At 68.5% G+C, this 12,710-nt stretch carries 8 protein-coding genes; 7 read left to right on the plus strand and 1 reads right to left on the minus strand.

The features are described from left to right. Window positions 1-5 precede the first annotated feature (5 nt). The 7 genes from shn_RS01080 (at window position 6) to shn_RS01110 (ending at window position 10,445) form a co-directional block, all read left to right on the plus strand. Entirely contained in the window at window positions 6-3,467 is a 3,462-nt protein-coding gene (locus shn_RS01080; RefSeq protein WP_064328791.1) for an indolepyruvate ferredoxin oxidoreductase family protein, read from the plus strand. A 96-nt stretch (window positions 3,468-3,563) separates the two neighbouring features. Then, window positions 3,564-4,712: an isovaleryl-CoA dehydrogenase gene (locus shn_RS01085; RefSeq protein ID WP_305848997.1), complete on the plus strand. Its 1,149-nt coding sequence runs from the start codon at window positions 3,564-3,566 to the stop codon at window positions 4,710-4,712. Further along, window positions 4,712-6,319 carry a carboxyl transferase domain-containing protein gene (locus shn_RS01090; protein WP_064328793.1) on the plus strand — a complete coding sequence of 536 codons (1,608 nt, stop codon included), beginning with the start codon at window positions 4,712-4,714 and terminating at the stop codon, window positions 6,317-6,319. The genes shn_RS01085 and shn_RS01090 overlap by 1 nt, the downstream gene beginning before the upstream one ends. Before the next feature lie 13 nt (window positions 6,320-6,332). After that, complete coding sequence (locus shn_RS01095; RefSeq protein WP_064328794.1) at window positions 6,333-6,716, plus strand: RidA family protein; 384 nt, start codon at window positions 6,333-6,335, stop codon at window positions 6,714-6,716. A 50-nt stretch (window positions 6,717-6,766) separates the two neighbouring features. Next, window positions 6,767-8,752 carry an acetyl/propionyl/methylcrotonyl-CoA carboxylase subunit alpha gene (locus tag shn_RS01100; RefSeq protein WP_064328795.1) on the plus strand — a complete coding sequence of 662 codons (1,986 nt, stop codon included), beginning with the start codon at window positions 6,767-6,769 and terminating at the stop codon, window positions 8,750-8,752. Beyond that, window positions 8,749-9,609: a hydroxymethylglutaryl-CoA lyase gene (locus shn_RS01105; protein WP_064328796.1), complete on the plus strand. Its 861-nt coding sequence runs from the start codon at window positions 8,749-8,751 to the stop codon at window positions 9,607-9,609. Before shn_RS01100 ends, shn_RS01105 begins: the two co-directional genes overlap by 4 nt. A 35-nt stretch (window positions 9,610-9,644) precedes the next feature. Next, on the plus strand, window positions 9,645-10,445 hold the full coding sequence (locus shn_RS01110) for a crotonase/enoyl-CoA hydratase family protein (protein WP_064328797.1): 801 nt from the start codon (window positions 9,645-9,647) through the stop codon (window positions 10,443-10,445). Window positions 10,446-10,623: 178 nt separating this feature from the next. Here the strand turns inward: shn_RS01110 and pbpC are convergent, their stop codons facing one another. After that, window positions 10,624-12,708: a penicillin-binding protein 1C gene (gene pbpC / locus shn_RS01115; protein ID WP_064328798.1), complete on the minus strand. Its 2,085-nt coding sequence runs from the start codon at window positions 12,706-12,708 to the stop codon at window positions 10,624-10,626. Between the last annotated feature and the right edge of the window lie 2 nt (window positions 12,709-12,710).

A 12,710-nucleotide genomic window follows, 5' to 3' on the forward strand; every position in this document is an offset into this window, starting at 1 on the left:
AAGTCATGCTCAAGCAGAGCTTTTCTCTCGAGGACAAGTATATGGCGGAGGAGGGGAGGATCTTCCTTTCCGGCACCCAGGCACTCGTGCGCCTGCCCATCGTCCAGATGCGGCGCGACCGGGCCGCGGGGCTGAACACCGCCGCATTCATCTCGGGTTATCGCGGATCGCCGCTCGGCGGCTACGACCAGCAGCTTGCAAAGGCGAAGAAGCATCTGGCGGCGCACGACATCGTGTTCCGGCCGGGCGTCAACGAGGACCTGGCGGCCACCGCCGTCTGGGGCACGCAGCAGCTCCACCTCTCGCCGGGCGCGCGCTATGACGGCGTTGCCGGCTACTGGTACGGCAAGGGGCCGGGCGTCGACCGCTGCGGCGACGTGCTGAAGCACGCCAATGCCGCCGGCACCGCGAAACATGGTGGCGTGCTCTGTTTCGCCGGCGACGACCATTCGGCAAAGTCGTCCTCCATTCCGCACCAGTCCGACCATGCCTTCATGTCGGCGCTGATCCCGGTGCTCTATCCCTCCTCGATCCACGAATTCGTCGAATACGGCCTGCTCGGCACCGCCATGTCGCGCTATTCCGGCTGCTGGGTCGGCATGAAGTTCATCGCCGACACGGTGGAAACGACCGCTTCCGTCGATCTCGCGGGCGAACGCCGGCAGTTCGTCATCCCGCAGGATTTCGAGCTGCCCCGGGATGGCCTCGGCCTGCGCTGGCCCGACCCGCCGCTGCCGCAGGACGAACGCCTCCAGACCTACAAGGGCTACGCCGCCATCGCCTTTGCCCGTGCCAACCGGGTGGACGAGGTGACGCACGACGTGCCGCGCGCCCGGTTCGGCATCATCGCCTCGGGCAAGGCCTATGAGGATGTGCTGCAGGCGCTGAAGGAGCTTTCCCTCGGCCCGGCCGAGATGGCCGAGATCGGCATACGCATCTACAAGGTCCGCATGCCCTGGCCGCTGGAGCCGGAAGGGGTTCGCGACTTCTCGCAGGGGCTGGAGGAGGTGCTGGTCGTCGAGGAGCGCCGCGAGATCATCGAGAACCAGATCAAGCAGCAGCTCTTCAACTGGCATCACGGCGAGCGGCCGCGCATCGTCGGCAAGTTCGACCATCAGGACAAGCCGTTCCTGCCGCTGTCGGAGGCGCTGTCCGTCGGCATGGTGGCAAGGGCGATCGCCGCCCGTCTCTTGCAGTTCGATTTCGACGCCGGCCTGAAGACGGTCATTTCCGACGAGCTCGCCTATCTCCTGGAACGCGAGAAAATCCGCAAGGCGCACACGGCGCCGGTCGAGCGCGTGCCCTATTTCTGCTCCGGCTGCCCGCACAACACCTCCACGAAGGTGCCGGAGGGAAGCCGTGCGACCGCCGGCATCGGCTGCCACTACATGGTGCAGTGGATGGACCGTGACACCACGACCTTCACCCATATGGGTGCCGAAGGCGTGCCGTGGTCGGGCATCGCACCCTTCAGCGACGAGAAGCACATCTTCGTCAATCTCGGCGACGGCACCTATTATCATTCCGGCATCCTGGCGATCCGCCAGTCCGTTGCCGCCGGCGTCAACATCACCTACAAGCTGCTCTACAACGACGCGGTCGCCATGACCGGCGGCCAGCCTGTCGATGGTCCGCTCAGCCCCGAGGTGATGACGCGGCAGCTGCATGACGAGGGCGTGGCGCCGATCTACCTCGTCTCCGACCACCTGGACGCCTATTCGCCCGCGGTGCTCGCGCCCGGCGTCATCGTGCGCCACCGCGACGAGATGGACCGGGTGATGCGCGATATCCGCGAGGCGCCCGGCTGTTCGGCCATCGTCTATGTGCAGACCTGCGCGGCGGAAAAGCGTCGCCGCCGCTCGCGCGGCCTGCTGGAGGACCCGCCGGTCCGCCTGATGATCAACCCCGCCGTCTGCGAAGGCTGCGGCGACTGTTCCACCCAGTCGAACTGCGTCTCCGTCGAACCGCTCGACACGGAATTCGGCCGCAAGCGCAAGATCAACCAGTCGACCTGCAACAAGGACTATTCCTGCCTCAAGGGCTTCTGCCCGTCCTTCGTGACGGTCGAGGGTGGCCGGCTGCGCAAGGCCGCGCGCTCCAACCCGGACATATCAGGCATTGCCGAGCCCGACATCGTTGATATCGGCGAGCGCGCCTACAACATCGCCATTGCCGGCATCGGCGGCACCGGCATCCTGACGATCAGCGCCATCCTCGGCATGGCCGCCCATCTCGACGGCAAGGCGCCGATGATCCTCGACATGGCGGGTCTTGCCCAGAAGGGCGGCGCCGTCATGAGCCACCTGCGCATCGGCCTTTGCGATGAGGATGTCTCCTCGCCGCGCATCGTCACGGGCGGTGCGGATCTCCTCCTGGCCGCCGACGACGTGGTGGCTGCCTCGAAGGATGCCGTCACGCTCTGCGACCACCACCGCACGACGGGCGTCGTCAACACGAAGCTGACGCCGGTCGCCGATTTCGTGCGCAAGCGCGACTTCGATTTCCGCCGCCGCGATGTCGAGGGCACGGTGCGCGCGGCGCTGCGCGACCCCTCCCATCTTCTCGATTTCACGACGATCGCCGAGAAGGTGGCCGGCAATGCCATGGCGACGAACATCCTGATGACGGGTTTTGCCTGGCAGAAGGGCTTGATCCCGCTGACGCGTCAGTCGATCGAACAGGCGATCGTGCTGAACGGCGTTGCCGTCGACGCCACGCTCTCCGCCTTCGGCTGGGGCCGCCTGATCGCCGCCGACCCGGCCCGCGCCGAACGCCTGCTCACCCCCGGCAAGCCGGTCCCGACGCTGGAGACCATGGCGCCGGATGCGCTGGTCGCCCATCGCATGAAACACCTGACGGCTTACCAGAACGCCGCCCTGGCCGAACGCTACAAGGCACTGGTCGAGCGCGTGCGCCAGGCGGAACGGGCGCTTGGGCCGGACGACCGGCTGATCCGCGCCGTCGCGCATGTCTACGCCCAGCTCCTCGCCTACAAGGACGAATACGAGGTGGCGCGGCTCTTCACCGATCCGGCCTTCAAGCAGGGGCTGGCCGAGCAGTTCGAGGGCAAGTACAGCATTGCCTTCAACCTCGCGCCGCCCTTCCTCAAGGGCGAGGATGCGAACGGCCGCCCACGGAAACGCCGCTTCGGCCGCTGGATGCTGCCGGCCTTCGGCCTGCTCGCCGGCCTGAAGGGCCTGCGCGGCACCGCCTTCGACCCGTTCGGCCGCACGGCGGAGCGCCGCATGGAGCGCCAGCTCATCGCCGACTACGTGGCGCTGGTCGAGCATGTGCTTGAAAGCCTCTGTCGCGAGAACCTCGACGCCGCCGTTGCGCTGCTGTCGCTTTACGGCGAAATTCGTGGCTACGGCCCGGTGAAGGAGGCGGCGGTGAAGCGGGTGCGGGCGCGCGAGGCGGAAATGCGCCTGGCCTTCGACACGGCAGGACAACACAGGGCGGCCGCTTGAGGCCGCGGTGGAGCCGGGTCTTCCGGCTCCGGAATTGAAGAAGCAGGCGGATGCCGGGGCATCCGACCGGGGAGGACGGACATGTACGATGCTGCGATGAGCTTCGGGCTTGGTGAGGAAATCGACGCGCTCAGGGAGAGCGTCCGGCGTTTTGCGAGCGATCGCGTCGCCCCGCAGGCGGCGGAGATCGACCGGAGCAACACCTTTCCCATGCCGCTCTGGCGCGAGCTGGGCGATCTCGGCCTGCTCGGCATCACCGCGCCGGAAGATCTCGGCGGGTCCGGCATGGGCTATCTCGCCCATTGCGTGGCGATGGAGGAGATCAGCCGCGCCTCCGCCTCGGTGGGCCTCAGCTATGGCGCCCACTCCAACCTCTGCGTCAACCAGATCGTGCGCAATGCCAGCGCCGCGCAGCGGGAAAAGTACCTGCCGAAGCTGATCTCCGGCGAACATGTCGGCGCGCTCGCCATGTCGGAGCCGGGCGCGGGCTCCGATGTCGTCTCGATGAAGCTGCGCGCCGAAAAGCGCGGCGACCGCTATGTGCTGAACGGCAACAAGATGTGGATCACCAACGGGCCGGATGCGGATGTGCTTGTCGTCTATGCCAAGACGGATCCGGAAGCCGGCCCGCGCGGCATCACCGCCTTCCTCATCGAAAAGGGATTCAAGGGGTTCTCGACGGCGCAGAAGCTGGACAAGCTCGGCATGCGCGGCTCCAATACCTGCGAACTCGTCTTCGCCGATTGCGAGGTGCCGGAGGAGAACGTGATGGGCACCGTCGGGCGCGGCGTCAACGTTCTGATGTCCGGCCTCGATTATGAGCGCGTCGTGCTCTCGGGCGGCCCGCTCGGCATCATGGCCGCCTGCCTCGACGTGGTCATCCCCTATCTGCACGAGCGCAAGCAGTTCGACCGGCCGATCGGCGAGTTCCAGCTGATGCAGGGCAAGGTGGCCGACATGTATGTCGCCTTCAACGCCGCGCGCGCCTATGTCTATGCCGTGGCCGCCGCCTGCGACAGGGGCGAGACCACGCGCAAGGACGCCGCCGGCTGCATCCTGCTCTCCGCCGAAAGCGCAACGAAGCTCGCCCTCGAAGCCATCCAGGCCCTCGGCGGCAACGGATATATCAACGACTATCCGACGGGCCGCCTGCTGCGCGATGCGAAACTCTACGAGATTGGCGCCGGCACCTCGGAGATCCGCCGCATGCTCATCGGCCGCGAAATCTTCCAGGAGACGCTGTGATGCCGGTCCTCTCCTCGACCGTGAACACCCGCAGCGAGACCTTTGCGGCAAACCGCAAGGCCATGCTGGAGGCACTCGCCCTGGTGGAGGCGGCGGCCGGCCTTGCCATGGAGGGCGGCGGGGCGAAGGCGCGCGAGCGCCACGTTTCCCGGGGCAAGCTCCTGCCGCGCGACCGCGTCGCGCAATTGCTCGATCCCGGCTCTGCCTTCCTCGAAATCGGCCTCACCGCCGGCCACGGCCTCTATGACGGCGCTTCGCCATCCGGCGGTATGATATCCGGCATTGGCCGCGTCTCCGGCCGCGAATGCATGATCGTCTGCAACGATGCGACGGTGAAGGGCGGCACCTACTATCCCATCACCGTGAAGAAGCATCTTCGCGCGCAGGAGATCGCCGCGGAGAACCGGCTGCCCTGCATCTATCTCGTCGATTCCGGGGGCGCCAACCTGCCGAACCAGGACGAGGTCTTCCCCGACCGCGATCATTTCGGCCGCATCTTCTACAACCAGGCGCAGATGTCCGCCGCCGGCATTCCGCAGGTCGCCGTCGTCATGGGCAGTTGCACGGCCGGCGGTGCCTATGTGCCGGCCATGAGCGACGAGACCGTCATCGTCGAGAACCAGGGCACGATCTTCCTTGCCGGTCCTCCGCTGGTGAAGGCGGCGACGGGCGAGGTGGTGACGGCCGAGGATCTCGGCGGCGGCGACGTACATACCCGTCTTTCCGGCGTCGCGGACCATCTCGCGCGCGACGACCGCCATGCGCTCGTGATTGCCCGCCAGATCGCCGCCAATCTCAATACGCGTAAGCCGGAGTTTACCAAGGCCGGGGAAGGCGATGCGCCGCTCTACGACCCGGAAGAGCTGCTCGGCATCGTGCCGGCCGATACCCGCACGCCCTACGACGTGCGCGAGGTGATCGCCCGCGTGGTGGACGGCTCGCGCTTCGACGAGTTCAAGGCGCGCTTCGGCACCACGCTCGTCTGCGGCTTTGCCGCGCTGCATGGCCTTCCGGTCGGCATCATCGCCAACAATGGCGTGCTCTTCTCCGAGGCCGCCCTCAAGGGCGCGCATTTCATCGAGCTCTGCGCCCAGCGCGGCATCCCGCTCCTCTTCCTGCAGAACATCACCGGTTTCATGGTCGGCCGCAAATACGAGGCCGAGGGCATCGCCAAACATGGCGCGAAGCTCGTCACCGCCGTCGCGACGGCGAAGGTGCCGAAGATCACCGTCCTGATCGGCGGCTCCTACGGCGCCGGCAATTACGGCATGTGCGGCCGGGCCTATTCGCCGCGTTTCCTGTGGACCTGGCCGAACAGCCGCATCGCCGTCATGGGCGGCGAGCAGGCGGCGGGGGTGCTCGCGACCGTCAGGCGCGAGGGCATCGAGCGCGCCGGCGGTAGCTGGAGCGCCGAGGAGGAGGCTGCCTTCAAGCAGCCGACCATCGACATGTTCGCCCGGCAGAGCCACCCGCTCTATGCCTCGGCACGGCTCTGGGACGACGGCATCGTCGATCCGCGCAAGACGCGCGACGTGCTGGCGCTTTCGCTCTCGGCAGCGCTCAATGCGCCGGTCGAGTCCACCCGTTTCGGCGTCTTCAGGATGTAGAGGAGGGAATGCCATGAACCGCGAAACCATCAATGCCAAGAACGCCCCCACCCCGCGCGGCGGTTATTCGCAGGCCGTCAAGATCGAGGATTTCAAGAAGCTGCTGTTCATCAGCGGCCAGATTCCCGTGTCGGACGACGACAAGGTGCCGGAAACGTTCGAGGAACAGGCGCGGCTCGTCTGGCGCAACATCGATGCGCAGCTTAAGGCGGCGGGCATGTCCAAGGCCGACCTCGTCAAGGTGACGACGTTTCTCTCCGACCGGCACCACGCGACCGCCAACCGCGAGATCCGCAGCGAATATCTCGGCGCCATCGCCCCGGCGATGAGCGTCGTCATCTGCGCGATCTTCGATGAGAAATGGCTGCTCGAAGTCGAGGCCATCGCGGCACAATAACGCGCGGGACCCAGGTCCCGCGTCTCCCTATCCATTTTGCCGGAGGCAGGATGCTCAGAAAGATCCTCATCGCCAACCGCGGCGAAATCGCCTGCCGCGTCATCCGCACCGCCCGCCGCATGGGCGTTGCGACGGTCGCCGTCTATTCCGACGCCGACCGGCAGGCCCTGCATGTCGCGATGGCCGACGAGGCGGTCCGCATCGGCCCGGCGGAAGCGGCGAAAAGCTACCTGGACATCCCCGCCATCATCGCGGCTGCCAAGGCGAGCGGCGCCGAGGCGGTGCATCCCGGCTACGGCTTCCTCTCGGAGAACCCCGATTTCGTCGAGGCGGTGGAGGCGGCCGGCCTCGTCTTCATCGGCCCCTCGGCAAACGCCATCCGCGCCATGGGGCTGAAGGACGCCGCCAAGGCGCTGATGGAAAAGGCCGGCGTGCCGGTCGTGCCGGGCTATCACGGCGAACGGCAGGAGGCTGACTTCCTCGCCGGCGAGGCGGAGGCGATCGGCTATCCGGTGCTGATCAAGGCCCGCGCCGGCGGCGGCGGCAAGGGCATGCGGCGGGTGGAGCGGCCCGCCGATTTTACCGCCGCGCTCGAAAGCGCCCGGCGCGAGGCGGAAAGCGCCTTCGGCGACGGCCGCGTGCTGGTCGAGAAATACATGGCAAAACCCCGCCATATCGAGGTCCAGGTGTTCGGCGACGGGCACGGCAATGTCGTGCATCTCTTCGAACGTGACTGCTCGCTCCAGCGCCGGCACCAGAAGGTCATCGAGGAAGCGCCGGCGCCCGGCATGACGGCGGAGATGCGCGCCGTGATGGGTGGGGCCGCGGTGCGCGCGGCGGCGGCCATCGGCTACAGCGGCGCCGGCACCGTCGAATTCATCGCCGACGTCTCCGAAGGGCTGCGGCAGGACCGCTTCTACTTCATGGAGATGAACACGCGCCTGCAGGTCGAGCATCCGGTGACGGAGGCCATCACCGGCCTCGACCTCGTGGAATGGCAACTGCGCGTCGCCGCCGGCGAACCCCTGCCGAAGCGGCAGGAGGACCTTGTCATCGACGGCTGGGCCTTCGAGGCCCGGCTCTATGCGGAAAATCCGGCCCGCGACTTCCTGCCGGCGACCGGCCGCCTCACCGTCTTCGACCTGCCGGGCGAAGCCCGCATCGATTCGGGTGTGCGCGCGGGCGACATCATCACCCCCTATTACGACCCGATGATCGCCAAGGTGATCACCCATGGCCGCGACCGCAAGGAGGCGCTGGCGCGGCTCGAAGCGGCGCTCGCCGCCTGCCGCGTCGGCGGACTGACGACCAATGCCGGTTTTCTCGCCCGCCTCTGCCGCCTGCCGGCCTTCGCCGCGGGCGATGTCGATACGGGCCTCATCGGCCGGGCCGGGGAGAGGCTGCTGGCCGATCCCGATGCCTCCGAGGAGGTCTTTGCGCTCGCCGCCCTCTCGGCGCTCGGCTTTCTCGACGCGCCGGCCGATCCGGACCCATGGGGTCATGTCCGTGGTTTCCGCCTGTGGGGGAATGCGGCCCAGACCGTCTTTCTCGATCATGGCGGCGTGGAACATGCCTTGCGTGTCACCGCGCTTGGCAAGGATCGCTTCCGCATCGACCATGACGGCATGGCAACGGATATCCGCGTGCAATCGGCGGATGGCCGTGCCGTCCAGGCGGATTTCGACGGACATCTCCTGCCCGCGACGATCCACCGGGAAGGCGCCGATATCGCCGTCTTCTTCGCCGGCCACGGCCATGCCTTCGCGATCACACAGCAGGCCGGTCATCAGGGCGAGGCGGCGGCGGGTGGCGATCGGCTCTCGGCCCCCATGCCGGGGCTCGTGCGCATCGTCTCTGTCGCGCCGGGCGCGCGCGTCGCGCGCGGCGATGCGCTGGTGACCATGGAAGCGATGAAGATGGAGCTGGTGCTGGCTGCCCCGCGCGATGGCGTGGTGGCCGCGGTGCCCGTCGCCGCGGGCGACCAGGTGGCGGAAGGCGCCCTGCTTTTGGCGCTGGAGCCGGAGGAGGCCGTATGAGCCGGCGCGTCGAAATCGTCGAGATGGCCGCCCGCGACGGCCTGCAGAACGAGAAGGCGATCATCCCCGCCGCCGACAAGATCGCGCTGATCGATCGCCTGTCGGACTGCGGCTTCCGGCGCATCGAGGCGACGAGCTTCGTCAGCCCGAAATGGGTGCCGCAGCTTGCCGACGGGGCCGAGGTGATGGCCGGCATCGCGCGTCGGCCCGGTGTTTCCTATGCGGCGCTGGTGCCCAACATGAAGGGTTACGAAGCGGCGAAGGCCGCCGGTGTCGATGAGGTCGCCGTCTTCCTCTCCGCTTCCGAAGGCTTTTCGCGGGCCAATCTCAACTGCTCGATCGCCGAGAGCATCGAGCGTGCCCGGCCGGTCGCGGAAGCGGCGAAGGCGGACGGCATTCCGCTGCGCGGCTATGTGAGCTGCGTCGTGCAGTGCCCCTATAACGGGCCGGTGGAGCCCTCCGCCGTGGCGCGGGTGACCCGGCAATTGCTGGACCTCGGCTGCCACGAGGTGAGCCTCGGCGACACGATCGGCCGCGCCCGCCCGGAAGAGGTGGCGGCCATGCTGGCCGTCGTAACTGCCGTCGCCGCGCCGCGGAGGCTCGCCGGCCATTTCCACGATACGGGCGGGATGGCGCTCGACAATATCCGCGTCGCGCTCGATCATGGGCTCGCCGTCTTCGATGCCTCGGTCGGCGGGCTCGGCGGCTGCCCCTATGCGCCGGGCGCGCGCGGCAATGTGGATACGCTTGCGGTCGCCGACATGCTGGCGGCGGAGGGTTTTAAGACGGGGCTCGACCGGGAGAAGCTGGCGTCAGCCGCCGCTTTCGCGCGTCGGATCACCGGCAAGATCGCCTGACATTTTGCGCTCTCAAGGAGCGAGGAGGTGAAGCCATGAATTTCGAGACGATTTCCGTATCCGTCGACCGGCGCGGCGTGGCCGCGCTGACGCTGCGCCGCCATGCGCAGCACAATGCGCTGTCCGGCCTGATGATCCGCGAGCTGACGGCCGTCGCGGGACTTCTCAGCGAGGATCGTGCGGTGCGCCTCGTCGTGCTGACGGGAGAGGGCGAAAGCTTCTGCGCCGGCGGCGATCTCAACTGGATGAAGGAGCAGATCGCCGCCACGCGCGAAGAGCGGATCGTCGAGGCGCGCCGGCTTGCCCTGATGCTGAAGGCGCTGCGCGACCTGCCGAAGCCGCTCGTCGCCCGGGTCAACGGCCAGGCCTATGGCGGCGGCGTCGGCCTCGTCAGCGTCTGCGATGCGGCGATCGCCGCGGAGGGCGCGCGCTTCGGCCTGACGGAAACCCGCCTCGGCCTCATCCCGGCGACGATCAGCCCCTATGTCGCCGCCCGTATCGGCCCTGCCGCCTTCCTTCGCCTTGCGACGTCCGCCCGCCTGTTCGACGCGGCGACGGCGCGGGGCATCGGGCTCTTGAGCCGCGTCGTGGCGCCCGACTCGCTGGACGAGGCGGTCGAGGCGGAGATCGCCCCCTATTTCGTGACGTCTCCCGAGGCGGTTGCCGCGACGAAGGCCCTTGCGCATGCGCTCGCTTCGCCGATCGACGAGAAGGTCATCGAGATGACGCTGACGCGGCTGGCCGATACCTGGGAAACGCCGGAAGCGGCGGAGGGCATCGCCGCCTTCCTGGAGAAGCGCAAGGCGGGGTGGGTGCCGGGCGATACGGCGAGGTAGTGTTCCGGTGACGTCGCGGCTCTGGCTTTGCCCCTCACCCTAACCCTCTCCCCGCGTGCGGGGAGAGGGGACGTGCCCCACGAACGGCTGTTGTTTGAGGAAAACGGCGCGGCATATCCCCTTCGCCCCGCTTGCGGGGAGAAGGTGCCGGCAGGCGGATGAGGGGCAATCGCCCCCGCTACTCGATGAACACCCTGACACTCGCCGCCCGCCCGGCAGCGTCGATCACCGTCAATGTCGAGAAACCCACGCCCTCCGGCATCCACTGCGTCGTGCGCCGGCGCGAGGCATCGGGCAGGACCTTGCCGTTGGCGAGCCAGCGGAAGGGCGCGCGGCCGCCCTGGAGCTTGAGCACGAGCGGCGAGATGGCCGCGCCCGTCGTCGCGCCGAGTTCCACATGGGCGCCTTCCGGCGGATAGACGATCTCCGGCGCCGGCTCGCGCGCCGTCGTGGCGACGAGGCCGCTTGCGGTGGTCGAGAAACGGCGGAGGCTCGCCGGAAGCTCGGATTGTGCGATGCGCACCGCGCCGGCCGGTGCCCGCGGCAGCGCGGTGATGGCGAGGCCGGACCGGGCGAAGGCTTCGAACAGGATAGGTGCGGCGGCACCGTAGCCGGTGAGGCCCGGAACGGCGCCGTTGTCGGCCCGGCCGACCCAGACGCCCAGCACATGGCGGCCGTCATAGCCGACGGACCAGGCATCGCGGTAGCCGTAGCTCGTGCCGGTCTTGTAGGCGATGCCGAGGCGGCGGCTGCCGGTCGGCGGCGTGACGCCGGAGAGCGCATCCGAGACATGCCAGACCGCGACGGGATCGAGCAGCGGATCGCCCGTCATCACCGCCGCATCGCGCACGATGCCGTCGCCGAGACGCACCGGCATGCCGCGATTGGCAAGCGCCGCATAGAGCTGGGTGAGATCGCGCAGCGTGATGCCGACGCCGCCAAGGCCGATGGCAAGGCCGGGCGTTTCGCCCGGCGGCAGTTCGGGATGCACCTCGGCGCGGCGGAAGCGCACCATCAGCCGCGTCGGGCCGACCGCCTCCAGGAGGCGCACGGCAGGCACGTTCAGCGACAGTTGCAGCGCCTTGCGCACGCTGACGTCCCCCTGGTAGGTCATGTCGAAATTGCGCGGCCGGTAGCCGGAAAAATCGGCGGGCCGGTCCTCGACGATGGTTTCCTGCGCGACGAGGCCTTCCTCGAAGGCGAGGCCGTAGATGAAGGGTTTCAGCGCCGAGCCGGGCGAGCGGCGGATGCGCGTCATGTCGATCCAGCCGGCGCGGCTGCCGTCGAAATAGTCCGCCGAGCCGACCTCGCCGAGGATTTCGCCGGTGCGGGTATCGGCCATCACCATGGCGATCGAGACCTTCGGGCCGAGCCGCTCGGCCGCCTCGCGCGCCACCGTCTCCAGCCCGGCCTGCACGGTGCGGTCGAGCGTCGTCCTGTGTTCGGTTGCCCTGGCGTCCTTGCGCAGCGCAAGCTCCGAAAGGTGGGCGGCATGGGCGGGAAGCTGGCGGCGGCGGCCGGGCACCGCTTCCGCGCTGGCGCGCTCCGCCTCGCCTTCGCCGATGACCTCGGAAACGGCCAGGCGGGTAAGCACGCGCTCGCGCGCCTTTTCCGCGGCGGCGCGGTGGCGGTCCGGCCGGCGCTTCTCGGGTAGCTGCGGCAGGGCGACGAGAAGGGCGGCCTCGGCGACGGAAAGACGCTTCGGCTCCTTGCCGAACCAGGCGAGGCTCGCCGCACGCACGCCCTCCAGGTTGCCGCCATAGGGCGCGAGCGTCAGGTAGAGATCGAGGATCTCGGCCTTGGAGAGGCGCCGTTCGAGCTGGACGGCGCGGGCCATCTGGCGCAGCTTGGCCAGCATCGAGCGGTTCTCGCGCGGCTCGATCAGCCGGGCGACCTGCATGGAGAGCGTGGAGGCGCCGGAGACGATGCGGCCATTCGTGACGAACTGCCCGGCGGCGCGCAGCAGCGCCAGCGGGTCGATGCCCGCATGCTCGTGGAAACGTCGGTCCTCATAGGCGACCAGCATGCGCAGGAACTGCGGATCGACATCGGCGGCCGTGGTCTTCAGCCGCCAGAGCCCGTCCGGCGTCGCGAAGGCGCGCAGCAGGCGGCCGTCCCGGTCGAGCACTTCCTTCGAAACGGTGTCCGCCACCGAGATCGGCGGCGGATAGGCGCGATCGGCATGGTCGAGCCCGGCGGCGAGGGCGGCGATGAACGCCGCCCCGCCGAGGGAGCCGATCAGGAGCTTGCGCCAGAGCGCCATCG

This window comes from Shinella sp. HZN7 (assembly GCF_001652565.1).
Classification (GTDB): domain Bacteria; phylum Pseudomonadota; class Alphaproteobacteria; order Rhizobiales; family Rhizobiaceae; genus Shinella; species Shinella granuli.